Source organism: Tersicoccus solisilvae, assembly GCF_014643255.1.
Classification (GTDB): Bacteria; Actinomycetota; Actinomycetes; order Actinomycetales; family Micrococcaceae; genus Tersicoccus; species Tersicoccus solisilvae.
Window position 1 is genome coordinate 39,131 of record NZ_BMJI01000018.1, and the last position, 21,740, is coordinate 60,870.

Here is a 21,740-nt window from a genome sequence, read left to right on the forward strand (position 1 = left end):
ACGGTCGTCGCCGGGGGCATGCGGCCACCGTCGTGCGCCTCAGCCGCCATCGGCGTCACCGGCCCGCAGCTCGGTGCTGATCTGGTCGGCGTCGAGCTGATCCAGGGCCGCGCCCAGCGTCGCCGAGCTGACGGTGCCGGCGGTCCGGGCGTCCAGCAGCGCGGCCCGCTGCGCCTCGATGATGCGCAGCCGCAGTTCGGTGCCCTCCCGCGCGGCGGCCGTGTCGTCGACGGCGTCCAGCTGCTTGGTCTCCATCACCTTGCGCATCATGGCGCGGGCCCGCTCCACCGACGCCGCGTCGAACGGTGAGCCGTCGGCGCGCCGCAGCCCGGGGTCCTCGAGCACGTCCACCGCCGCGCGGGTCATCGCCTCCATCACCGTGCGTTGCTCGCTGCCGTCGACCCCGCCGTTGCCGCGCAGCCCGAGCGCCCGCACGACGACGCCGAGCGTGCCGCCCTGCACGAGCAGCGACCCGGCGGCGACCACGAAGGCGATGAGCACGAGCAGCGAACGCTGCGGGGTGTCGTCGGGCAGGGTCTGGGCGGCGGCGAGCGTCACGGCGCCGCGCATGCCCGCCCACACGAGCAGGGCGCCCTCGCGCCGGCCCAGCGGCGAGCGGGCCAGGTAGTCGATGTCGGCGAGGCGGTGCGTCATCCGCTGCGACCAGGACGCGAGCCGGCGCTGCACGCGCGGGTCCTCGCGGTCCATGCTGGAGGCGTCGATCCGCTCCTGGACCCGCGCCAGCCGCTCCCGGGACTCGACGGGGTCCATCGCCTGCTTGCGCACCAGCCACAGCAGCGGCACGACGTAGAGACTGCGGATCACCAGGGCGAGGACGACGGCGAGGGCACCGGTCCCCAGCGCCAGCCACAGCGACGCGTCCTCGGCGGTCACCTCCTCCACCAGGCCGAACAGCTCGAGGCCCATCACGAGGAAGATTCCGCCCTCGAGCACGAGCTCGACCGTCGCCCAGTTCGAGCGCTCGGCGATGCGGTCGGCGGCCCGCAGATAGCGGGCCGACCCCTGCCCGGTGACCAGCCCCGCCGCGACGGCCGCGACCAGCCCGGACGCGCCCAGGTGCTCCGCGGGCACCGACGCCACGAACGGCGCGATGAAGGAGATCGCCGTGCTGGCCGCCGCGTCCCGGGTCGCGGCGCGCACGCGCAGGTTGAGCAGCCCGACGACGACGCCGATGGCGACGGCGACGACCACGGCGTACAGGAAGTCCCCCGCGACACCCCACAGCGAGACCGCACCGCCGGTGGCCGCGATCGCCGACCGCAGCAGCACCAGCGCGGACGCGTCGTTGAGCAGGCTCTCCCCCTCGAGCACCGTCACCACCCGGCGCGGAGCGTGGAGGCGTTTGACGATGCCGGTCGCGACGGCGTCCGTGGGGCTGACCACCGCACCGAGGGCGATGCCGAACGCCAGGTCGACGCCGAGCAGCCAGTGGAAGACGAAGCCCAGGCCGACCGCGGTGACGACGACGAGCAGCACCGAGAGGCTGCTGATCGAGCCGAAGTCCCGGCGGAAGTCCATCGCCGGCATCGAGACCGCGGACGAGTAGAGCAGTGGGGGCAGCACCCCGGCGAGGATCCACTCCGGTTCGACGGTGATGCCGGGCACGAACGGCAGGAAGCTGACCGCGACGCCGATGGCGACGAGCAGCAGGGGGGCGGCGACGCCGGTGCGGCGGGCCCAGCCCTGGACGGCGACGATGACGACCACCGCGGCGGCCACCAGCAGTGCTTCGGTCATGGTCGTCTCCCCTCGTCGGCAGGCAGGTCAGGGTCAGCCTACGGAGCGCCGGTGCTGACACGTCACCGCCGACGCTCACGACCCCCGAAAAAATCTCGTCGCCGGCACTGTCGGATCGGTGCAGAGTGGTTCGTCGTAGGGGTAGAGGGACGCCCAGGAGGGCGGCCCCGCCACCGGGAAGGATCGTGCCATGCAGTATCTGATTTCCGTGATCGACGACGGGCAGGCCGCCAGCGCCGGCCGCACCGATTCCGCCACCGCGGCGGAGATGGAGGCCGTGGACGCGTTCAACCAGCGGCTGCAGGCGGACGGGCACTTCGTGTTCGCCGGTGGACTGGCGGGCCCGGACACGGCGACGGTGATCGACAACCGCGGCGAGAAGCCCGTGATCACCGACGGCCCGTTCATCGAGTCGCGCGAGTACCTGGCCGGCTTCTGGGTGTGGGAGGTCCCGGATCTGGATGCCGCCCTGGCGCTCGCCGCCGACGCCTCCACGGCGTGCAACCGCAAGATCGAGGTCCGTGCGCTGCAGGAGCCCGATGACGCCTGACGCTTCCGAGGCCGTCGCCCGGGCCCACCGGGACGAGTGGGCCCGGGTGGTGGCGTCACTCGCCCGGCACTTCGGGGACCTCGCCCTCGCCGAGGACGCCGCGGCGGACGCCTTCGTGGCCGCCGTCGAGCGGTGGCCCGTCGACGGCGTGCCCGCGCGGCCGGGCGCCTGGCTGACCACGACGGCGGGCCGGAAGGCGATCGACCGGATCCGACGCGAGACGCTCGGCGCGCGACGACAACGGGAGGCACGGATGTTGGACGATCCGTCACCGCAGCCCCTCGGCGTCATCGACGACGATCGGCTCCGGCTGATCTTCATCTGCGCCCACCCGGCCCTGGGGATGGAGGCGCGGGTGGCGTTGACCCTGCGGCTGGTCGGCGGCCTGACGGTCCCCGAGATCGCCCGCGCCTTCCTTGTTCCGGAGAGCACGCTGGGCCGGCGGATCACCCGGGCGAAGGCCAAGATCGCTGCGGCGCGCATCCCCTACCGGATGCCCGCCGCGCAGGACCTGCCGGCGCGGGTGGCGGGCGTGCTGGCCGTGCTCTACCTCGTGTTCAATGAGGGCTACCTGGCCTCCGGTCCCGACGGCGATCCGGTGCGGCGGGACCTCACGGCCGAGGCGATCCGGCTCACCCGGCTGCTCGCGGCGATGCTGCCCGACGACGCCGAGGTGGCCGGGCTGCTGGCCCTCATGCTGCTCACCGAGGCGCGCCGGGACGCGCGGCTCACCGCCGCCGGGGCGCTGGTGCCGCTGCCCGAGCAGGACCGGTCGCGCTGGGACGCGGCCCTGCTCGACGAGGGGCACCGGCTGGTGCGGCGGTGCCGGGACGCGGCTCGGCGCTCGGGCACGGCGCCCGGCCGCTTTCAGCTGCTCGCGGCCGTCAATGCCGTGCACACCTCCGCGCGGACGTTCGCGGACACCGACTGGGCGCAGATCGTCGCGGTCTACGACCGGCTGCTGCTGCTCGACCCGTCCCCGGTGGTGGCGCTCAACCGCGCCGTCGCCGTCGCGGAGCTGGACGGGCCCGACGTCGGCCTCGCCCTCGTCGACCGGCTCGAGCCGGCACTGCGCGACTACGTCCCCTTCCACGCCAGCCGTGCGGACCTGCTGCGCCGGCTGGGGCGGGCGGACGCGTCGCGGGCGGCGTACGAGCGTGCCATCGCGCTGACCGGCAATCCGGCGGAGGCCGCCGTGCTCGCCCGGCTGCGGGACGCGCCGGCGTGAGGCGCCCGGCACGGCGGGCCGAGGAACAGGGGCCGGCCGCGCGTCGTTCTCCTTGACGAGGCGCCCGGCCCGCGGGCGTCAGCGTCTTCGCAGCACCGGAGAGGACCGCCGTGAGCCAGCCGATCGCGCGTGCGAGAGGAACCCGGACGACGATCGCCGTCGCCGTCCTCGCGGTCACCGCGCTGGTGATCGGCGTGGCCGTGGCCCTGGGCTCTGAGCGGCGCTCGTCGTTCGCGGCCGACGTCGGCGACCTCGACGCCGCCGCCGTCCCGCACGGCTGGGCGCCGCTGGTCGAGGCCGCGGCCGAGCACGCGGGTATTCCGGCGCCCGTCCTGGCCGCACAGATCGAGGTGGAGTCGAACTGGCGGGCCGGCGCCCGCTCCCCCGTGGGAGCCCAGGGGCTGTCCCAGTTCATGCCGGACACGTGGACCGACTACGGCCGCGGCGGCGACCCCTTCGACCCCGCGCACGCCATCGCCGCCCAGGGGCGCTACCTGGCGGACCTGCTGGAGCTGGCGCGGTCCTCCGGCATCGACGGGGACCCGGTGGAGCTGGCGCTGGCCGGGTACAACGCCGGCTTCGGCGCGGTCCAGCGCCACGACGGCATCCCGCCGTTCCCCGAGACCGAGCGGTACGTCGCGCAGATCCGCGACCGGGTCGCGGCGTACGAGCGGCCGACGGCGGAGAACTCGTAGGGTCACACCATGGCTGATCAGCAGGTTCCGACGACCCTGATCGTCGGCGCGTCCCGCGGCCTCGGTCACGGGATCGCCGCCGAACTGGCGGGCCGCGGATGGCACGTCATCGGCACCGCCCGCCACCCGTCCGCCCCGACACCGCTGCGCGAGCTGGCCGATCGGACCCACGGGCAGGAGGCCGCGGGCCGCGTCGATGTCGAACGCCTGGACGTCACGGATCCCGAGCAGATCGCGGCCCTGCGTCAACGGCTGGCGGGCCGCCCGCTCCACCTGCTCTTCGTCAACGCGGGCACCACCACGGGCGAGGACACGCCGATCGGCGCGGTCCCGGAGGCCGACTTCGTCGACGTCATGGTCACCAACGCCCTGGGCCCGCTGCGCGTGATCGAGGCGTTGCAGGATCTCGTGCCCGACGACGGCCTGATCGGGGTGATGACCTCGGGGCAGGGCAGCATCACGAACAACACGACCGGCCGGCGCGAGGTCTACCGCGCCAGCAAGGCGGCCCTGAACATGCTGATGCGCAGCTTCGCCGCCCGGCAGTCCGGGACGCGGCGCGCCCTCCTGCTGCTGGCCCCGGGGTGGATCAAGACGGACCTGGGCGGCCCGGACGCCCCCTACACCCTGGAGGAATCGGTCCCGCTGATCGTGGACGTCCTGCTCGCCAAGCGTGGCCGGCCGGGCCTGGAGTACCTGGACCGCAACGGGGACACGGTGCCATGGTGAGAGGCATGGACGTGAGCCCGATCGATGTCACGACGCTGCGCGGCGAGCCGACCACCTTCGGCGAACTCACCGGCGGGAAGGTCGCGCTGGTGGTGAACGTGGCCTCCCGCTGCGGCCTCGCCCCGCAGTACGAGCAGCTGGAGGACCTGCAGCGACGCTACGGCGACGCCGGGTTCACCGTGGTCGGCTTCCCGAGCAACCAGTTCCTGCAGGAGCTCGGCAGCGCGGACGCGATCGCCGAGTACTGCTCCGCCACGTGGGGCGTCACGTTCCCGATGACGGAGAAGGTCAAGGTCAACGGCCGGCACGCCCATCCGTTGTACCGGGAGCTGACCCGCACCCCCGACACCAACGGCAAGGCCGGCCGCGTGAGCTGGAACTTCGAGAAGTTCCTCGTCCACCCCGACGGACGCGTCAAGCGATTCCGGCCCACCACGCACCCCGACGACCCGGAGATCGTCCGGACCATCGAGGAGTGGACCGCCGGCTCCGATCGCCCCGGTGACGCCTGACCGTTTCACTCGGCGGTCGGTGTCAGGTGTCAGGCGGCGGGCGGCGGCGCGCAGCCGCGTCACTCGGCCGCGGCTCGTGTGAGCAGGTCCAGCAGCACGGCCCGCTCGTCGGGAGTGAGCGTGCCGATCGTCGCGGCGAACACCTCGTTGGCGACGGCGTTGCCGAGGTCCAGCAGGTGCAGTCCCTCCTCGGTCGGCCGGTGCCGGCGGAGTCGACCCAGGCCGGCGGTCCGCGTGATCAGGCCGTTGCGCTCCATCCGCGCGGCCATCACCCCGAAGGACTGCTCGCTCTGGAAGGTCTCCGCGGCCAGGCGGCGTGCGCTGGCATCGGGCTCGCGGACCATCGCCCGGAGGGCGTCCCATTGCATGATCGTGGAACCGACCGCCCGTAGTCGGGCATCGATGGTGCGATGGTGGCGCCACTGGAGCTGCTTGACGGCGCGGCCGAGGACCTGCAGGTCGTTGATGACGCCACCCCCCTCTTGACTGACTAAATATATTTAGTAACGTGCGTCGTGGAGGTGCTCATCATGACCCGACTCGCACTGACCCGCGTCACCCACAGTTGCCACCTGCTCGAACTCGGTGGCCTCACCATCCTCACCGACCCGTGGTTCTCCACGCGCGAAGACTACTTCCCCGGCGAGCGCCTGGCCTTCACGGTGGACGAGCTGCCCGACCTGGACGCCGTCGTCATCACGCACACCCACTATGACCACTGCGACTTCGACGCCTTCCAGACCTACCGCGACCACGCCGTCCCCGTCGTCGGCCCACCGAGCGTCGGCGCGGTCGCTCGCGACCACGGCTTCACCGACGTCCGGGAGCTGCAGCCCTGGCAATCGACCGCCGTCGGGGACGTCACCATCACCGCTGTGCCGGCCGCCCACGGGGTCGAGGAGATCACCTACGTGATTGGCTCCCCTGACATCCGGCTCTACTTCGGCGGCGACACCCTGCTGATCCCCGCGATCACTGATCTCACCGAGAAGGTCGGACCCGTGGAGGTGGCGCTGCTGCCGATCAACGGGCTGAAGATCAGGCCGATGCACGAGCTGCAGGTGGTGATGGACGCCGAGGACGCCGCGCGGCTGGCCGCCATCCTCGCCCCCAAGCTCGCCATCCCGCACCACTACCGCTTCACCAGCGGGGAGGAAGGGGACCGCACCATCACCAAGAGCGACCGCGACCCCCAGTTGTTCGTCGACGCGGCGCGGCGCCTGGCGCCCGACGTCGAGGTCCGCGTCACCGTTCCCGGCGAACGGGTCGAGGTGCCATGACCGGCGCCGGCCCCTCCGCAGCGACGACGATCCAGGAGACACCCATGACGTCCCGCGAAATCGACCTCGACCGCGGCCTCACACTGCACGTGGACGAGCAGGGCGCCGGCCGCCCCGCGCTCGTCATCCACGGCGGGGGCGGCCCCGCCACCGTCGCCGGCCTCGCCGGGCACCTCGGCCGCACCCGGCGCACCCTCGCCCCCACGCTGCCGGGCTGGGAGGGCACGTCACGGCCGGACTGGGTGACCGGGATCGACGACATCGCCTTTGCCTTGCTTGGGTGGCTGGCGGAGGAGGAGATGCGGGACGTGCTCGTCGTCGGCTCGTCCATCGGCGGGTGGATCGCCGCCGAGCTGGCCCTCCGGGACGCCGACGCGGGCCGGATCACCGGACTGGTGCTACTTGATGCCGTCGGCGTCGACGTCCCGGGCCATCCGGCGCGGGACTTCTTCGCGCTGGACCCGCGCGGCGTCGCCGAGTACTCCTGGCACGACGCCGAGCGGTTCTACATCGATCCGGCGACGGTTCCGGAGGAGCGCCGGGCGGTGCAGGCGGCGAACATGGCGACGTTGAAGGCGCTCGCCGGGGATCCGTACATGGAGGATCCCAAGCTGCTCGGGCGGCTCGGCCGGGTCGCTCTGCCCGCGCTGGCGATCTGGGGCGATGCGGACCGGATCGTCACGCCCGACTACGGCCGCGCGTACGCTGCTGCGCTCGGGGACTGCCGCTTCGAGCTCGTCGCCGACGCCGGGCATCTGCCCCATCTGGAACAGCCGGAGGCGACGTTCGCCCTGCTGGACGACTATGCCGGAGGTCGAGAGGGCTCCGTCGCACGAGGGTGAGGCGCATGGACCTGCGCGCTGCTACCGACGGGCAAACACCGCAGATCTGCCCGAGAGCTGGTCATCGGCGCGCGCGCAGCGTTCGCGCGATGATGTCGGCGGCAGGGATGTGCCCCGCGGCGAGAATGACGGCGGCGACGGCGATCCACGGGTTGCTCAGCCACCCGGCGGTGGCCAGGAATGCCACCACGGGGAGCACCGCCATCGGCACCGGCACGCCCCACCAGGGTCGGTAGAGGCTCGCCCCTGCCCGCCCGGTCCGGAGGTAGCGCACCCACAACCCGTTGTACGCCGCGATCGCGACGAACACCGGGATCGACCACCAGCCGACCAGTTCCCCCGGTCGCGTGATCACGGGCACGACGAGGCACAGCGCCTGCCCCGCTCGCTCGAGCCAGGTCAGCAGGCGGGGCACGCGCGCCTCGGGAAGGGGCTCGCGGGGCGGCCAGCGCACGAGCAGCAGATTGGGGGCGAGGACGGCGAGGGCGACGACCAGGCCCAGCGGCGAGAACCCCACGACCGGAGGCTACCGCGCGTCCCGCGCGGTTGCGGTGACGGCCGTACGCGAGATACTGCCGACATGGCAGCGGAACGTCATCTCATCGTCGGTGCCGGGCCGGTGGGCTCGGCCGTCGCGATCCGGCTCGCCGAGGCCGGGCACCACGTGCGCGTGGTGACCCGCTCCGGGCAGGGCCCGGACCATCCGGGCGTCGAACGGGTCGCGCTGGACGCCTCGGACGGCGTCGCGCTCGCCGACGCCGCCCGGGACGCGACCGTGCTCTACAACTGCGCCAACCCCGGCGCCTACCCGGCCTGGGAGCGACAGTGGCCCCCGCTGGCCACGGCCATCCTGCACGCCGCCGAGGCGAGCGGCGCCGTCCTGGTCACCCTGAGCAACCTCTACGGCTACGGCCCGGTCGACCAACCGATGACCCGGGACCTGCCGCTGCGGCCCTCCGACCACAAGGGCGCGCTCCGGGCGCGGATGTGGAAGGACGCGCTCGAGGCGCACGAGGCCGGCCGGGTGCGGGTGACGGAGGCACGCGCGTCGGACTACCTCGGTCCCACGGCGCCCGTCCAGAGCTCGATCCTCGCGATGTACGCCAACGCCACGCTGGCCGGCAAGCCCGCGTGGGTGTACAGCGACCCGGACCAGCCCCACGCCTGGACGGCCGTCGAGGACATCGCCTCCACGCTCGTCGCCCTCGGCGGCGACGAACGAGCCTGGGGGTCGGCCTGGCTGGTCCCGTCCAGCCCGCCGGCGAGTGTGCGGGCGGTGTTGCAGGAGCTCGGGCGGATCGCCGGGACCGGGCAACCGCGACTCCGCCGGGTCCCCCGGGCGGTGCTGCGCGCGGGCGGACTGGCGGTCCCGCTGCTGCGCGAACTGACCGGGGTCCTCTACCAGTTCGATCGTCCGTTCCTGGTCGACGCCTCCGCGACCACCGCCACCTTCGGGCTCGAGGCCACGCCGTGGGCGGACGTGCTCGACGCAACGGCCCGCGCCTGGCACCGGCGCGCCGTCGCCTGACGCTACGCCCACCACCGACCTCGTCACGCGCCGTCATGGACGCCGTCACCGTCGACGACCTCTGGCGCTCGCCGCCGTGGACGCCTACCGTGGAACACGGCTGAACAGTTGCCTCCACCCCGTCGAGGGAGCTGTGTCATGTCCATTCACCCCGCGACCGCCGCCGATGTCCCCCGCCCCCGGACCGCCGCCGCGTCCATCAGCAGGCGACTGAGGGTACTCGGACCGGCGCAGCGCCTCGCCGGCGGCTCCGCCGTCGTCTCCCGGGACCTCCTCGGGCTGAGTTCAGACGACCTGCGGACGATCCTGAACCGCATCTGCCACCAGCTCGACCGGGGGCCGAGGGAGGCGGCGAGCGACGTCGATGTCCTGACCCTGCGCCGCCACGCCATCGTGGCCGAGTTGAGTCTGCGTGAGCTCTCGGTCGCTCCCGGGCGCCCGGCGATCTGGGCGGTCTGAACCCGCCGCCGTCCGCGTCGGTGGTCGAGCAGGGCAGCGCGGGGGCGGCTCAGGCGGCGAGTGCCTCCGTGCTGAGCAGGCTGAGCAGCCGGCGGGTGGTGGCGTGACTGTCGCTGCGGCTGATCGCCGTCACCGTCCACCGCGGCGCGTCGACCGGCATCGTGCGGGTGACCAGGCCGGCCGCCTGCGGCTTGGCGGCGACGTGCTGCGGGACGATCGCGATGCCGAGCCGGCGGTGCACCAGGTCGAGCAGGGTGTGGACGTCGTTGACGGCGCAGCGGATCCGGCGGCGGACGCCGTGGGCGTTGCAGGCGTCGTCGTTCAAGGAGCGGATCGCCCAGGAATCGTGGAAGTCGACCCAGTCCTGGTCGGTCAGCTCCGCCCAGTCGACCGCGTCGCCGGTGGCCAGCTCGTGTCCCGGGTGGGCGAGCAGGACGAGGGGCTGCTGGCCCAGCTCCGTGCGGTCCAGGGTGCCGAGGTGGTCACCGGTGGCGATGAAGGCGATGTCCAGGCGGTCGTCGCGCACCTGCGCGGTCAGCTCGTGCGAGCCGGCCTGGACGTAGTGCAGTTCGACCAGGGGGTGGCGGTGGTGGAGGCGTTCGAGCAGCGCGTTGACGTCGACGGCGCCGAGGCACTGCTCGGTGCCGATGCGCAGCCGGCCGGTGAGCTGGTCCGTGGTGCGTCCGACGGCGTCCCGGGCGGCGGCGGCCTGGGCGAGGATCGTGCGGGCGTGGGCGAGCAGGGCGTGGCCGGCGTCGGTGGGCTCGACGCGGCGGGTGGTGCGGTGGAACAGGGACACGCCGAGTTCGTCCTCGAGGCTGCGGATCGCCGCGGACAGGCCGGACTGGGACACGCCGCAGATGGCGGCGGCGCGCGTGAACTGCTGCTCGTCGGCGAGGGTGACGAGGTATTCCATCTGACGCAGTTCCATGGCCGGCTCCCGGTATTCATGACTGCCACTGATGGACAGCATGATGACGAATTGTTGGACTTCTAGCTTCGCGGTTCGTAGCGTGAGTCTCAAGTGCACCAGACCACACCCTGGAGGTTGATATGCAGCAGCGTCAGATCGGAACCCAGTCCGTCTCCGCCATCGGACTCGGCGGGATGCCCATGTCCATCGAGGGCCGCCCGGAGCAGGAGCGCTCCGTCACGACCATCCACGCCGCGCTCGACGCCGGCGTCACCCTGATCGACACTGCCGACGCCTACCACCGCGACGCGAACGAGGTCGGCCACAACGAGCAGCTGATCGCCGACGCACTCGGCAGCTACAGCGGCAACACGGACGGCGTGTTGGTCGCCACCAAGGGCGGCCACCTGCGCCCCGGCGACGGCTCGTGGACCCAGAACGGCCGGCCCGAGTACCTCAAGGAGGCCGCGAAGGCCTCGGCCAAGCGCCTCGGCGTCGACGCCATCGGCCTCTACCAGTTCCACCGCCCGGACCCGGACGTCGCCTACGCCGACTCGATCGGTGCGCTCGTCGAACTGCTCGACGAGGGCGTCATCCGGATGGCCGGCATCTCCAACGCCACGGTCGCCCAGATCGACGAGGCGAACGAGGTGCTCGGCGGTCGGCTGGTCTCCGTGCAGAACCAGTTCTCCCCCGCGTTCCGCACCAGCCTCGAGGAGCTGCAGCACTGCGCCTCGATCGGTGTCGCGTTCCTGCCGTGGTCGCCGCTGGGCGGCATCGGCAAGGCCGGGGACCTCGGCAGCAAGCACGACGCGTTCGGCCAGGTGGCCGAGGCGCACGGCGTGAGCCCGCAGCAGGTGGCCCTGGCGTGGGAGCTCGCGCTTGCGCCGATCGTCGTGCCGATCCCGGGTGCCTCGCGGCCCGAGAGCATCACGGACTCCGTGAAGGCGGCCGAGCTGCAGCTGACCGCCGAGGAGCTGGACGCGCTCAACGCCGCGTGATCCGTCCCTTACCCCTTCTTGACAGGAGTCAACCGTGAAGAGTGTTCCCCTCGGCCCCTCCGGTGCCACGGCGCCCAACGTGGTGCTCGGCCTGATGCGCATCTCGGAGAAGAGCGACGACGAGATCCGCACGCTGGTCAAGACCGCGCGCGACGCCGGCATCGACTTCTTCGACCACGCCGACGTGTATGGCGCCCACGTGCACGACTGCGAGGAGCGGTTCGCGAAGGCGATGCAGCTGACGCCGTCGCAGCGCTCGGACATCACCCTGCAGACCAAGGTGGGCATCGTGCCGGAGGGTCCGTACTTCGACTTCTCCCACGACCACATCATCGAGGGCGTCGAGGGCTCGCTGAAGGCGCTGAACACCGACTACATCGACGTGCTCCTGCTGCACCGGCCGGACGCGCTGGTGGAGCCGGAGGAGGTCGCGCAGGCGTTCGACGAGCTGGAGGCCGCGGGCAAGGTGCGCTCGTTCGGCGTCTCCAACCACACGCCGCGGCAGATCGACCTGCTCAAGACGGCGGTCAAGCAGGACCTGGTGGCCAACCAGCTGCAGCTGTCCATCACGCACGCGCCGATCATCGCCCAGGGCGTGGCGGCGAACATGGTGGGCGAGGACCAGTCGCTGACGCTGGACGCCGGCGGCATCCTCGACTACTGCCGGATCAACAAGATCACCGTGCAGGCGTGGTCGCCGTTCCAGGCCGGGTTCTTCAACGGCCCGTTCCTGGGCAACGACGAGTACCCCGAGCTGAACGCGGTGATCGACCGGCTGGCGGAGAAGTACGACGTGCCGGCAATCGCCATCGCCACCGCCTGGATCACCCGCCACCCGGCGCAGATGCAGGTGGTGCTGGGGACGACGACGCCGGAGCGGGTGTCGGGCGCCGCGGCGGGCTCGGCCGTGCCGCTGACCAAAGCGGAGTGGTACGAACTGTTCCGCGCGGCGGGATACAGGGTTCCGTAGGTCTTCATTCAACGGCGAGAGCCCGGGTCCACGACCGCGTGGACCCGGGCTCTTGTTGTGTCGGCGAGTTGCTGGCGACTGACCATCCGTCTGCCTGTCGTCTTGACCAACTTCGGCCGCTTTGACTCGGCGGAGGTCGTCGTACCGCCTCCGCCGGAGACCTTCACGTATGGTGATCAACGACACGGGGACATCCGAGGCCCGAGATCCACTACGAACCCGTGCTGCCTCCCGATGCGGTAAGAGACGACACCGAAACGATTGGGGCTCCCCATGGCGGATGATACTGCGACCTTCAGCGAGCTTCACGCTCGTCTCCTTGGCACTCCGCTCAGCGGGAACGGGACGACCGCGCTAGCAGTTCGTGCTCCTAAGGGATTCTTCGTCGAGCCCCGATTTGATGCCATCCAGAGCCCTGAGACAGCTGGAGTAATGCTGCTTTCGGCCCGCGGCGCCGCGGGGAAGAGCACGACGGCTGACGAACTGTCCCGACTCTTAGGAGCTCCCGTTTGGCGGCTTGAAGACGAAAGCACCGCGTCGTCTTCGTTGGTCAGCTGGACACTTGCTCGCCACCTCGGCGTTATGGACTGGATGGCCGAGCTCCCGCAGATGAATCGTCCGCTCCTCATCATTGACTCACTCGACGAAGCACGGGCGCGTGTCTCCGCTAGTTCGTGGAGCGAGTTCGTCGGCGCCCTGATCCGTGCTTCGAAAGCCGGACTCCGGTTGGTCTTGCTTGGACGCACGCTAACGCTCGAAGACCTCGGTGCACAATTTGAGAGCGGAGACCTTGACGTCGCTTGGTACGAGGTCTCCCACTTCGACGCAGAGGCTCAAATCACCTACATTGACGCTCGCGTAGCTGGGAGTAAGCATCCGATCGACACGACTCAGGTCACTTACCGTGCAGCACGGAGCGCAGTCTTAACTGCGCTCCGAGAGCCGCTCGCCGACGCGAGCAGCGCCGAAAAGTTCGTTGGATATCCGCCGGTACTTGAGGCCGTCGTAGCATTACTTCTTGACCATCGTAACTTCCAGGCGGTCGCCGACGAGTTTCAGTCATCAAGCCCATCGAGCCGTGCAGAGATGCTGTATAAGATCCTGGACAAGATCATCCTTCGTGAGCAGGAGAAGCTCGCCGACGTGGCCCTCGACCTCGGGCTTCGACCCGAAGACGTATACACACCACAAGAACAGGCAAACTGGTTACTGAATGCCCTCGAAGACGCGGCTTCGCCCGATCTCAGCCACATTGCCGATGACCAGCAGAAAGCTCGCTATATCGAGGACACTGAGGAGTTCCGGAGGGACCATCCTTTTCGTGATGAAGGAAGGTGGGCAAGTCCCGTTTTTCAGGCGTACGTCCTCACTCTCACCTTCCACGAAGCACCAATCTCCGCACTTGTGGACGCCGGGGATGCCTCCGGCATGCTATTCGAGTTGATGAGCGTTCCAAACGCGGAGAAGCTAGATCTCGACGAAAGACAATTCGCAGCTCTGCACAGGTCACTCTTGTCCGGTCAGCGATATTCCGCTGATGCGGCGGTCTCAATCAGCGAAGAAGAGACCATGGTGGGAGGGACCTTCTCGCTCGGCGACAGTAAAGTCGAGTCGTCGACAATCGACTTTATCCTACAACGGGCAAATAAGGAGGTCGTCGTCTTACACGGTCCATTGACCAATCTTACCGTCGACATCAAATGCGACCTTCATGTACCAGCGCACGGTGATGACGTTGCCCTCGGCCCCGACCTGTCTATGAGCGCCCGCTCCATTACTATTGAGGGGACCAGCGCTGCATTCGGTCGACGTGATTCCGGCGAGGAAGGTGATGAAGTATTCCTAAGCGTCACCGAGAAATGCGCATTGCCGCCAACTATTGCCCCGCCCCCACCTCGGTCTTCAACGCTTGAGATCGAGAGCCCCACCCCACTAGCTTACCCGTGGACCGACTACGTGGTCGCGGTGCAACCCGAAGTGTTGCCCAACGTTGATCCCAGGGTTCCGCGGTTCCTTGATCGACTAATGGACCTCACTCGCACACATGGGCACGGTGGACCTCGAGCCACCTTCTTCCACAAGCTTAAAGGGCGCCAAGCATTAAAACGCGAGAGTCTTAACGCGGCTCTTCAAGTTCTTAGTGGCAAAGGTGTAATATACTTAGCGGGCGACATGATCTTTTACTCTCCGGATTGGGAGAAGTACCGCTACTATAGTAAGGCTAATGGCGGCCTCGACGGTTCGATCCACCTCGGCGTTTGGAAGCCAATTATGGAAGACATCACCGAAGCTCTCCCCTAAGTTGAACCTTGATTCTTTGATGTGTGCCGGTTCTTTCATCCCCAAGCCACCATCTACCACGTCACGACCAAACACTAGGCAAGTACCCGCTCGCATCTCAGGGATCGGTCGGGAGGGGTATGCTCAACCTCGCGCCGCCAGGGACGGCGCGCGCCGTCGATGCCGTCCCGCCACTGGCTGACGCAGGTAGAAGGACTGCTGATGATCGACCCGCCGCCGCGCCCACCCCCGGCTACACCCTGAACTGCGAAGAGCCGTTAAAATTGGCGGCGTGGATACCCAAGACGCGCCGGACTCCCTGAATTATCCGCAGGACCGTCCGAAAGAGCCGTGGGTTATGCCACGCGAGTACGAGATCGGCGGAGTGCGCTGGTTAAGTCACGCTTCGCAGAAGATGGCTCGCGCTCTTCACCCGTTGCTCGCTCAGGTGACCCGTGAAGAACTTGCCGAGGCGCCACCACCGCTGGCCGACGGCGCTTCTCTCCCGGCCGAGGCGTCATCGCTCTATCGCTCGATGGCCGTACAGCACGTTTGGACGGTGTCGATCGAGGACGTGGCCGCCTTTAACATGGACCAGTTTCTGACAGATTTGTACGGGTTAGCCGACTCTATGGGTGGGCAGCTGGTCCGCGGAATGCTCGAGCACGTCTCTGCCGTGACCGAAGAGTACGGCAATACTGTTGATGTCACGGGCCGAGACTTTGCCGACGCCTTCGCTGATGCGCTTGAGACCATCGACATCTCCTTCGACGAAGAGGGCCGGCCGAACCTCTCTATCGTCATGCACCCCGACCAGGCGGAAAAACTTCGCGAGAATCCGCCAACGCCCGAACAGGAAGCGCGCATCGACGCGATCTTGAGCCGACGAAAGGAGAAATGGCTTGCTTCGCGACGTCGTAGGGACCTTCCTTGACACCCTCACGGAGCGCGAGTTCGACGGCCCCTTGCTGGCCCTCCTCCACACGCGAGGTTTCACTGACATTCACTTCATCCATGGTGCCTTCGAGTTCGGGAAGGACGTCTTGGCGAAGAAGGTTGACCCAGCCACAGGGGAGACACGACAGTACGTCCTCCAATCCAAGGCCGGTGACATCGGCCAACCCGAATGGCGCGCGGTCCGCCCACAGCTTGAGGAGTGCGAGTACAACACCATCGGGCATCCATCGTTCGATCCGGACCTCCCCCGTGTCGCAGTGCTTGTCACCACCGGCCGCTTAAAGGGCGCAGCCCCGGCCGACGTCACCGAGTACCGCAAGTCTGTCGACACCCGGGGCCTCGCTGACCTAGAGATCTGGGAGAGGCCCGATCTCGTTGAGTGGCTCTGTGACGATCCGTTCATCGGAGTGGCGGGAGAAGTTGTGCAGACCGAGTTGCTGGCTATGTTGACATCCGTGATGGACGGCGGACTCACGGACGGGCGCATAGAGACCTACTCGCGGCGCTGGCTGCGCACTGCCGGCACCGCCCCGCGCGCATCGGTTGAGGCCGCGATCCTCATCAACTCACTGCTTCGGACGCAGCGGCTCGACCTTGCGCTGTGCGTGGGGCTCCAGCTGATTCGCGCGACTGCGCAGGACCCGGCTGCTTCCGAGGACGCCAGGTCAGCGGCGAAGAGGCTGGTCCTCAGGCTGACACTGCAGGTCTGTGACCAGACCGAGCCTTCGCTGAAAGATCCGCTCGACTTCATTCGTTCAACGGTGGGGCAGTTGGCGTTTCTGACGTACCCGGTGATCTGTTGCCGAGTGGCGGAGGCCCTCGCTATCGGGTTGGCACTGGCGCGGGAGGCCAAAGACGGCGCCGCGGCGACCCGGTTCGACGAGGCGCTACGTGCCTTCGCAGAGCAGCCCGGCGCAGCCCACCCTGTCGGCGACCTATTCGCGCCCTCGGTGGTGGCCGTCACCGTGATGCTGGCAACCTCCGACCACGCAGCGGCCAAGGCATACCTCAGTCGAGTCGCCCGCTGGGTGCTCGACCGGTACGACGAGGATTTGGCTGGCCTCGGGCTGGCGTCACTCGCCGAGGATGAGGAGCGGACTGCTGAGCGCCTTCTTGGGGGGTCGCTGGCGAGCACGACGTTGGACCGCCGGACGTCGAGCTACCTCATGACGGTCGTCCTTGACCTCGCACTTCACCTCGGAGAGATGGACTTGTATGAGGCTGTGCGCGACAACGTCAGCGCACTCCGCGTTGTCCCGCACGCAACGAGCGCCGACGAGACTAAGGCCCGGTGGGCTCGCGGTGGCACCGACGTGTGGCCGCTACCGCGCGTCGAGTTTGAGTCGTGGGATGTGCAGATCGCACGGCCCGCGCAGAACTCCCCCACGAGCCCGGTGCTGTCTCTGCTCCTTGCGGCTGGCTGTCGCTCGCGTCACTACCCGGGTGGTTGGGGCGGATTGCCGAGCGACTAAGTGCAGCCCCTGCTCCGCATGAGCCGCTCCACCGCGCAGCGGGCCACCAAGACGCCCTCGCACCGGAGCAGTCGCCAGACCTTCCGTGCGCCGCTGACCCCGCGGCCTAGGTTTCGGCCCCACAACACCCGCTCGTTCTGGACGACCAGCTCCGTCTCCGCGCCCGCCCGTGCCTACGCCGGGCCGGTCTTGAACGGTTGTACCGGGACGGGGCGATCGGCACGCCGCGCTCGGTGAGCACCCCGCAGATCGGCACGCCCGGCGAACCGGGCCCGGTGCTCGTCAACGAACTGAACTACCACGGCAGTCGGGGGTCATCTTCTTCGCGAAGAACGAGGAGGCCGCCAGCAATATTTCATTGCCGTTTGAGCTGCCGGACTTCCGCCTCCAGCGACCGGATCTGGGCTGCGTGATGGATCGACCTGCCAGGGCGCTTGCCCGGGTCGATGTCGGCCTGCTTCACCAACGCACGCAACGAGGCCTGGGTTGACGCCGATTCGGTACCCGTCCCGGGCCACCGCCGCGCTCACGGACAGCTCCGCGCCCTGCTCACGCGCCTGCTGGACGAGCCGCATCGCCCGTGCCGGCACCTTCTGCGGGTACTTGCTCAGTGCCGGCATGATCATCAAGCTCTCGGGAAATCGGACGCTTCGCCAGACCCGGGGCGGTTCGCTCACCAAGTGACCCAACTTGGGTCGTGAGCCGCCTAGAAGCGAATCCGCGCGACCGATCTCTATCGGGAACGCGCCGCAGACCCGACGTCGGACGGATGCCGGTCCCTCGATCACTGCACGTGAATGCTGGCGATCATCTTCTCGACCTGCGCATGCTCCGGTGAGGCCATCCATGCCTTCGCCTCCTGCACACTGGCGAAGTACCTCTGGCTTCCGAAAATGATGACCTGTGATGTGTCCCCGCCACGAATACAACACGACCCGCCCGCACCGGTCCCTGCCCCACCGGGCCACCCCCGCAACCCTCTACGACACGATGCCCAAAGCACTGCCCGAGCCCAGCCGCGACGCCGACACCCACGACCGGGTCCGCCACGACATCATCGGCAACACCGGCACCGTCACCCTGCGCGTCGCCGGCCAACTCCGCCACATCGGCATCGGCCGAACCCACGTCCTGCTCCTCATCCAGGACCTGCACGTCAGCCATCACCGGCGAACTCCTCCGCGACCTCAACATCGACCCCACACGGGACTACCAACCCCGGAAATGAAACAAGGCCCGAACCCACAAACGTGGGTTCGGGCCTTGCAGATGTCCTGAGACATCACAACGTCGGGATGACAGGATTTGAACCTGCGACCCCCTGACCCCCAGTCAGGTGCGCTACCAAGCTGCGCCACATCCCGTCGCTCCAACGAGTCACCGGTACCCGCCGAAGCAACCGCTCCAGACTACCCCACCGGCGGCACCGCGCCGAACCGGCGGACCGTGTCCCTGCCCGTCGTGACACCCCGAACGACGCGGTCGAGACCCTTCTCACAAGCGGTTCCGTCACCGGTCCGGGGCCTGTTCGAATGGGAGGGAGCCCCAGTCTCGCCGACGCCCCTCCGACGCCGACGAAAGGACGCGACGGACGAACACCGCCGTCGGAACGCTCCGACGGCGGTGTCCCGTCCGCTCACCGACCGCCCGGCAGCGGCCGACCACTCACGACGCGGCCGTCACCGGCTGCTGCAACTCGGTGACCCACTGGGACTGGTCGTCGACCGGCTCCGCCCGCACGTACAGCTCCCGCCCCGGCCCGGACGGCTGAACGCCGCGGGCCGGCAGTTGCTGGATCAGCGACTGCCAGGAGACACCGATCGTCTCCATCGACCCCAGGTGCACCACGCAGGCGGCCTCGTCGACGGCGGGCAGCTCGCGCACCTCGACGCCGTCGAGCGGGCCGCCGACCAGACTGCGGGCGTCGCCGTCGAAGGCAAAGCCGGCGACGATGTGGATGCGGCCGTCGTCGTCGGCCATGTACTCGGCCACCGGCGTGCGCGGGATGCCGCCCGCGCGGGCGACGACGCCGGCCACCTCACCGAACATCGGGCCGACGATGGGCCCGATCTCCGGCTGGCTGTCGGCGACCGCGGTGCGGCAGGCGATCCGCACGGCGGGCAGGGACTTGATCACGACGTCGACGTCGTTCATGGCGTGCTCCTTCTCGATCATGAGGAGCCTGAGTTCGACGTCGGCCAGCTGCCGCAGCGCGCGATGGTGCTCGAGCGTGATGTCGTCCCGCCGGGAGGACAGCAGGGACCGGAGCGCGTCGGCGGTGACGTCCTCGCGGATCATCACCCCGATCTGCTCGAGCCCGAAGCCCAGTCCCCGCAGCGCGACGATCCGGTTCAGCACGGCCAACTGCTCAGGCGAATAGAAGCGATAGCCCGTGAACGGATCCACGTGGTGGGGCGTCAGCAGGCCGATCGCGTCATAGTGACGGAGCATCCGCACGGACACCTGTCCGAGCCGGGCGAACTCCCCGATCGCTATCACCTCACCACCGTCCCGGCTGACACCGTGTGAGGGTCAAGCATCACCGGCGAACGGCCACGCGAGCAAGGGTCAGTCGGCGGCCGGGTCGCGAGAGTCGTCCGCTGTCGGACCGCCGGTCTTGTCCCGTGCGTCGTCGTGGGCTTTCTTCCAGGAGAACAGCTCTTGTGCCGACAGGAGCATCACGCCGAAGATCACCCACACGAAGAAAGACTGGCTGCGGAAAATCGTCGTGAATATGGCCATGATCACGACATACACCGCGACCATGGCGGCGACCACCAACACCGGGCGCCGGTACCGTTCGCCGTACTTGGTCGTCAGCCACGGCAGCGGCGCCGCCGATATCAGGGTGTACAGCGCGACCTCCCACCAGTCCGCTCCTTGGTCCAGGACCACATTCGCGGCCCAGAGGACGCCGCCGATCGGTACGGCCCACAGCACGAAGCGGAGAACGTACCCGCCGACCCGCGCCCCGGTGCTCATCGCTTGCCGCGCGCCCGCTTCTCGCGCACCCGCATGGTGACCTCGATGGGTGTGCCCTCGAAGCCGAACGTCTCGCGCAGGCGGCGGGTGATGAACCGGCGGTACCCGGGGTCGAGGAAGCCGGTGGTGAAGAGCACGAACTTCGGCGGCCGGGACGAGGCCTGCGTGCCGAACAGGATGCGTGGCTGCTTGCCGCCGCGGATCGGGTGCGGGTGCGCCGCGACCAGCTCGCCGAGGAAGGCGTTGAGCTTGCCGGTGGGGATGCGCCGGTCCCAGGACTCGAGCGCGACGTCGAGCGCGGGCACCAGGCGGTCCTTGTGCCAGCCGGTCTTCGCCGACAGGTTGACGCGCGGCGCCCAGTCCACGTGCGCGAGGTCCTGCTCGATCTCGCGCTCCAGGTAGCGGCGCCGCTCGTCCTCGAGCAGGTCCCACTTGTTGAACGCCAGTACCAGCGCGCGGCCGGACTCGATGACCAGCTGCAGGATGCGCACGTCCTGCTCGGAGACCACCTCGTCGACGGCGATCAGCACGACGGCGACCTCCGCCTTCTCCAGCGCGGACTGGGTGCGCAGGGACGCGTAGAAGTCGGCGCCGCGCTGCATGTGCACGCGGCGGCGGATGCCCGCGGTGTCCACGAAGCGCCAGATCCGCCCGCCGAGCTCGATGAACTCGTCCACCGGGTCGCGGGTGGTGCCGGCCATCGGGTCGACGACGACGCGCTCGGACCCGGCCAGCTTGTTCAGCATCGACGACTTGCCGACGTTCGGCCGGCCGAGCAGCGCCACGCGGCGGGGACCGCCGGTGCGGGCGATGCCGGCGACGGCGGAGAACTCGGGCAGCACCTTGAGGGCCTCGTCGAGCAGGTCGGCGACGCCGCGGCCGTGCATGGCTGAGACGGGGTGCGGCTCCCCCATGCCGAGGGACCACAGACCGGCGGCCTCCACCTCCTGGGCGAAGTCGTCGATCTTGTTGGCGGCCAGCAGCACGGGCTTGCCCTTGCGGCGCAGCATCTTGACGATCGCTTCGTCGGTGGCGGTGGCGCCGACGAGGGCGTCGACGACGAGCACGACGGCGTCGGCCGCGTCCACGGCCACCTCGGCCTGGTCCGCGACCCGCTCGTGGATGCCCCGCGCGTCGTGCTCCCAGCCGCCGGTGTCCACGATGGTGAGGTTCTTGCCGTTCCACTGGGTGCCGTAGGCGACCCGGTCGCGGGTGACGCCGGGGACGTCCTCGACGACGGCCTCGCGGCGGCCGAGGATGCGGTTGACCAGGGAGGACTTGCCGACGTTCGGGCGGCCGATGATGGCCAGCACCGGGTCGAGACGACCCTCGAGCTCTTCCTCGATGTCGGCGAGCTCGGCCTCGAGCAGGATCCGGTCGTCCTCGTCGAGCTCGTAGTCGGCCAGGCCGGCGCGCAGGGCGTCGGCCCGCTGCTCGGCCTCGGTGTCGGTCATCGCGGCGAGGCGCTCGGCGACGTCGTCCTCCCGGGTGGGAACGTACTCGTCGCCGGCGTCCGATCCGGTGCCGGCGTTCTTGGAGACGCTCTCGCTCATGACGGGGAAATCCTTGCGGTGGAAGACAGGT

At 69.4% G+C, this 21,740-nt stretch carries 22 protein-coding genes, 1 tRNA gene and 1 pseudogene; 15 read left to right on the forward strand and 9 right to left on the reverse strand.

Annotated features, from left to right (window positions below; translation table 11 throughout):
* Positions 1-39: 39 nt before the first annotated feature.
* Entirely contained in the window at positions 40-1,758 is a 1,719-nt protein-coding gene (locus IEX22_RS12415; protein ID WP_188668731.1) for a cation:proton antiporter, read from the reverse strand.
* Between the two features lie 190 nt (positions 1,759-1,948).
* Here IEX22_RS12415 and IEX22_RS12420 point away from each other — a divergent pair, with 190 nt between their 5' ends.
* From IEX22_RS12420 to IEX22_RS12440, 5 genes are all read left to right on the forward strand, one after another.
* Positions 1,949-2,308, forward strand: a complete 360-nt coding sequence (locus IEX22_RS12420; RefSeq protein ID WP_188668732.1) for a YciI family protein — start codon at positions 1,949-1,951, stop codon at positions 2,306-2,308.
* Positions 2,298-3,536: an RNA polymerase sigma factor gene (locus tag IEX22_RS12425; protein ID WP_188668733.1), complete on the forward strand. Its 1,239-nt coding sequence runs from the start codon at positions 2,298-2,300 to the stop codon at positions 3,534-3,536. Before IEX22_RS12420 ends, IEX22_RS12425 begins: the two co-directional genes overlap by 11 nt.
* A 110-nt stretch (positions 3,537-3,646) precedes the next feature.
* Complete coding sequence (locus IEX22_RS12430) at positions 3,647-4,231, forward strand: lytic transglycosylase domain-containing protein (protein WP_188668734.1); 585 nt, start codon at positions 3,647-3,649, stop codon at positions 4,229-4,231.
* 9 nt (positions 4,232-4,240) lie between these two features.
* Positions 4,241-4,960, forward strand: coding sequence for an SDR family NAD(P)-dependent oxidoreductase (locus IEX22_RS12435; RefSeq protein WP_188668735.1), 720 nt, complete (start codon positions 4,241-4,243; stop codon positions 4,958-4,960).
* A 5-nt stretch (positions 4,961-4,965) separates the two neighbouring features.
* Positions 4,966-5,472: a glutathione peroxidase gene (locus IEX22_RS12440; RefSeq protein WP_188668736.1), complete on the forward strand. Its 507-nt coding sequence runs from the start codon at positions 4,966-4,968 to the stop codon at positions 5,470-5,472.
* Between the two features lie 59 nt (positions 5,473-5,531).
* Here IEX22_RS12440 and IEX22_RS12445 read toward each other — a convergent pair whose 3' ends face one another.
* Complete coding sequence (locus IEX22_RS12445) at positions 5,532-5,840, reverse strand: MarR family winged helix-turn-helix transcriptional regulator (protein WP_229660011.1); 309 nt, start codon at positions 5,838-5,840, stop codon at positions 5,532-5,534.
* Between the two features lie 162 nt (positions 5,841-6,002).
* Here IEX22_RS12445 and IEX22_RS12450 point away from each other — a divergent pair, with 162 nt between their 5' ends.
* Together IEX22_RS12450 and IEX22_RS12455 are read left to right on the forward strand one after the other, a co-directional pair.
* A complete protein-coding gene (locus IEX22_RS12450; protein ID WP_188668737.1) occupies positions 6,003-6,752 on the forward strand; it encodes an MBL fold metallo-hydrolase in 750 nt (249 codons plus the stop codon).
* Between the two features lie 44 nt (positions 6,753-6,796).
* Positions 6,797-7,594: an alpha/beta fold hydrolase gene (locus IEX22_RS12455; protein WP_188668738.1), complete on the forward strand. Its 798-nt coding sequence runs from the start codon at positions 6,797-6,799 to the stop codon at positions 7,592-7,594.
* A 61-nt stretch (positions 7,595-7,655) separates the two neighbouring features.
* Here IEX22_RS12455 and IEX22_RS12460 read toward each other — a convergent pair whose 3' ends face one another.
* Positions 7,656-8,111: a hypothetical protein gene (locus IEX22_RS12460; RefSeq protein WP_188668739.1), complete on the reverse strand. Its 456-nt coding sequence runs from the start codon at positions 8,109-8,111 to the stop codon at positions 7,656-7,658.
* A gap of 63 nt (positions 8,112-8,174) precedes the next feature.
* On the opposite strand from IEX22_RS12460, the gene IEX22_RS12465 reads away from it, so the two are divergent.
* Complete coding sequence (locus IEX22_RS12465) at positions 8,175-9,122, forward strand: NAD-dependent epimerase/dehydratase family protein (protein ID WP_188668740.1); 948 nt, start codon at positions 8,175-8,177, stop codon at positions 9,120-9,122.
* Between the two features lie 138 nt (positions 9,123-9,260).
* On the forward strand, positions 9,261-9,581 hold the full coding sequence (locus tag IEX22_RS12470; RefSeq protein ID WP_188668741.1) for a hypothetical protein: 321 nt from the start codon (positions 9,261-9,263) through the stop codon (positions 9,579-9,581).
* 49 nt (positions 9,582-9,630) lie between these two features.
* Here the strand turns inward: IEX22_RS12470 and IEX22_RS12475 are convergent, their stop codons facing one another.
* Positions 9,631-10,554 (reverse strand): LysR family transcriptional regulator, encoded by a 924-nt coding sequence (locus IEX22_RS12475; RefSeq protein WP_229660012.1) that lies wholly within the window; start codon positions 10,552-10,554, stop codon positions 9,631-9,633.
* Positions 10,555-10,634: 80 nt separating this feature from the next.
* On the opposite strand from IEX22_RS12475, the gene IEX22_RS12480 reads away from it, so the two are divergent.
* The 5 genes from IEX22_RS12480 to IEX22_RS12500 all read left to right on the forward strand — a co-directional run bounded on the left by IEX22_RS12480 (position 10,635) and on the right by IEX22_RS12500 (position 17,174).
* Positions 10,635-11,495: an aldo/keto reductase gene (locus IEX22_RS12480; RefSeq protein ID WP_188668742.1), complete on the forward strand. Its 861-nt coding sequence runs from the start codon at positions 10,635-10,637 to the stop codon at positions 11,493-11,495.
* A 34-nt stretch (positions 11,496-11,529) separates the two neighbouring features.
* Positions 11,530-12,465 (forward strand): aldo/keto reductase, encoded by a 936-nt coding sequence (locus IEX22_RS12485; RefSeq protein ID WP_268236881.1) that lies wholly within the window; start codon positions 11,530-11,532, stop codon positions 12,463-12,465.
* A gap of 591 nt (positions 12,466-13,056) precedes the next feature.
* Complete coding sequence (locus tag IEX22_RS12490) at positions 13,057-14,766, forward strand: hypothetical protein (protein ID WP_188668743.1); 1,710 nt, start codon at positions 13,057-13,059, stop codon at positions 14,764-14,766.
* A 271-nt stretch (positions 14,767-15,037) separates the two neighbouring features.
* Positions 15,038-15,679 (forward strand): hypothetical protein, encoded by a 642-nt coding sequence (locus tag IEX22_RS12495; protein WP_188668744.1) that lies wholly within the window; start codon positions 15,038-15,040, stop codon positions 15,677-15,679.
* Positions 15,648-17,174 (forward strand): hypothetical protein, encoded by a 1,527-nt coding sequence (locus tag IEX22_RS12500; protein ID WP_188668745.1) that lies wholly within the window; start codon positions 15,648-15,650, stop codon positions 17,172-17,174. Before IEX22_RS12495 ends, IEX22_RS12500 begins: the two co-directional genes overlap by 32 nt.
* Here IEX22_RS12500 and IEX22_RS16555 read toward each other — a convergent pair.
* The gene (locus IEX22_RS16555) at positions 17,171-17,302 is read right to left on the reverse strand and encodes an IS3 family transposase (RefSeq protein ID WP_438816627.1); all 132 of its coding nucleotides are present in this window, start codon (positions 17,300-17,302) and stop codon (positions 17,171-17,173) included. The genes IEX22_RS12500 and IEX22_RS16555 overlap by 4 nt on opposite strands.
* Before the next feature lie 787 nt (positions 17,303-18,089).
* Here IEX22_RS16555 and IEX22_RS12510 point away from each other — a divergent pair.
* Positions 18,090-18,402: pseudogene (locus tag IEX22_RS12510) on the forward strand (IS481 family transposase); the annotation flags it as partial.
* A 62-nt stretch (positions 18,403-18,464) separates the two neighbouring features.
* Here the strand turns inward: IEX22_RS12510 and IEX22_RS12515 are convergent.
* The 4 genes from IEX22_RS12515 to der all read right to left on the reverse strand — a co-directional run bounded on the left by IEX22_RS12515 (position 18,465) and on the right by der (position 21,709).
* A tRNA-Pro gene (locus IEX22_RS12515) sits at positions 18,465-18,538 on the reverse strand.
* A gap of 301 nt (positions 18,539-18,839) precedes the next feature.
* A complete protein-coding gene (locus IEX22_RS12520; RefSeq protein WP_188668746.1) occupies positions 18,840-19,673 on the reverse strand; it encodes a MerR family transcriptional regulator in 834 nt (277 codons plus the stop codon).
* A 69-nt stretch (positions 19,674-19,742) separates the two neighbouring features.
* Complete coding sequence (locus IEX22_RS12525; protein ID WP_188668747.1) at positions 19,743-20,156, reverse strand: hypothetical protein; 414 nt, start codon at positions 20,154-20,156, stop codon at positions 19,743-19,745.
* Complete coding sequence (gene der, locus IEX22_RS12530) at positions 20,153-21,709, reverse strand: ribosome biogenesis GTPase Der (RefSeq protein WP_188668748.1); 1,557 nt, start codon at positions 21,707-21,709, stop codon at positions 20,153-20,155. Before der ends, IEX22_RS12525 begins: the two co-directional genes overlap by 4 nt.
* Positions 21,710-21,740: the final 31 nt, after the last annotated feature.

Excerpts from the sequence above, each read along its gene's own strand:
- IEX22_RS12525 (WP_188668747.1), bottom strand. The coding sequence starts at position 20,156 with ATGAGCACCGGGGCGCGGGTCGGCGGGTACGTTCTCCGCTTCGTGCTG.
- IEX22_RS12425 (WP_188668733.1), top strand. The coding sequence starts at position 2,298 with ATGACGCCTGACGCTTCCGAGGCCGTCGCCCGGGCCCACCGGGACGAG.
- IEX22_RS12445 (WP_229660011.1), bottom strand. The coding sequence starts at position 5,840 with ATGCAATGGGACGCCCTCCGGGCGATGGTCCGCGAGCCCGATGCCAGC.
- IEX22_RS12455 (WP_188668738.1), top strand. The coding sequence starts at position 6,797 with ATGACGTCCCGCGAAATCGACCTCGACCGCGGCCTCACACTGCACGTG.
- IEX22_RS12415 (WP_188668731.1), bottom strand. The coding sequence starts at position 1,758 with ATGACCGAAGCACTGCTGGTGGCCGCCGCGGTGGTCGTCATCGTCGCC.
- der (WP_188668748.1), bottom strand. The coding sequence starts at position 21,709 with ATGAGCGAGAGCGTCTCCAAGAACGCCGGCACCGGATCGGACGCCGGC.
- IEX22_RS12470 (WP_188668741.1), top strand. The coding sequence starts at position 9,261 with ATGTCCATTCACCCCGCGACCGCCGCCGATGTCCCCCGCCCCCGGACC.
- IEX22_RS12490 (WP_188668743.1), top strand. The coding sequence starts at position 13,057 with ATGGCCGAGCTCCCGCAGATGAATCGTCCGCTCCTCATCATTGACTCA.
- IEX22_RS12480 (WP_188668742.1), top strand. The coding sequence starts at position 10,635 with ATGCAGCAGCGTCAGATCGGAACCCAGTCCGTCTCCGCCATCGGACTC.
- IEX22_RS12420 (WP_188668732.1), top strand. The coding sequence starts at position 1,949 with ATGCAGTATCTGATTTCCGTGATCGACGACGGGCAGGCCGCCAGCGCC.
- IEX22_RS12475 (WP_229660012.1), bottom strand. The coding sequence starts at position 10,554 with ATGCTGTCCATCAGTGGCAGTCATGAATACCGGGAGCCGGCCATGGAA.
- IEX22_RS12435 (WP_188668735.1), top strand. The coding sequence starts at position 4,241 with ATGGCTGATCAGCAGGTTCCGACGACCCTGATCGTCGGCGCGTCCCGC.
- IEX22_RS12465 (WP_188668740.1), top strand. The coding sequence starts at position 8,175 with ATGGCAGCGGAACGTCATCTCATCGTCGGTGCCGGGCCGGTGGGCTCG.
- IEX22_RS12440 (WP_188668736.1), top strand. The coding sequence starts at position 4,966 with ATGGACGTGAGCCCGATCGATGTCACGACGCTGCGCGGCGAGCCGACC.
- IEX22_RS12450 (WP_188668737.1), top strand. The coding sequence starts at position 6,003 with ATGACCCGACTCGCACTGACCCGCGTCACCCACAGTTGCCACCTGCTC.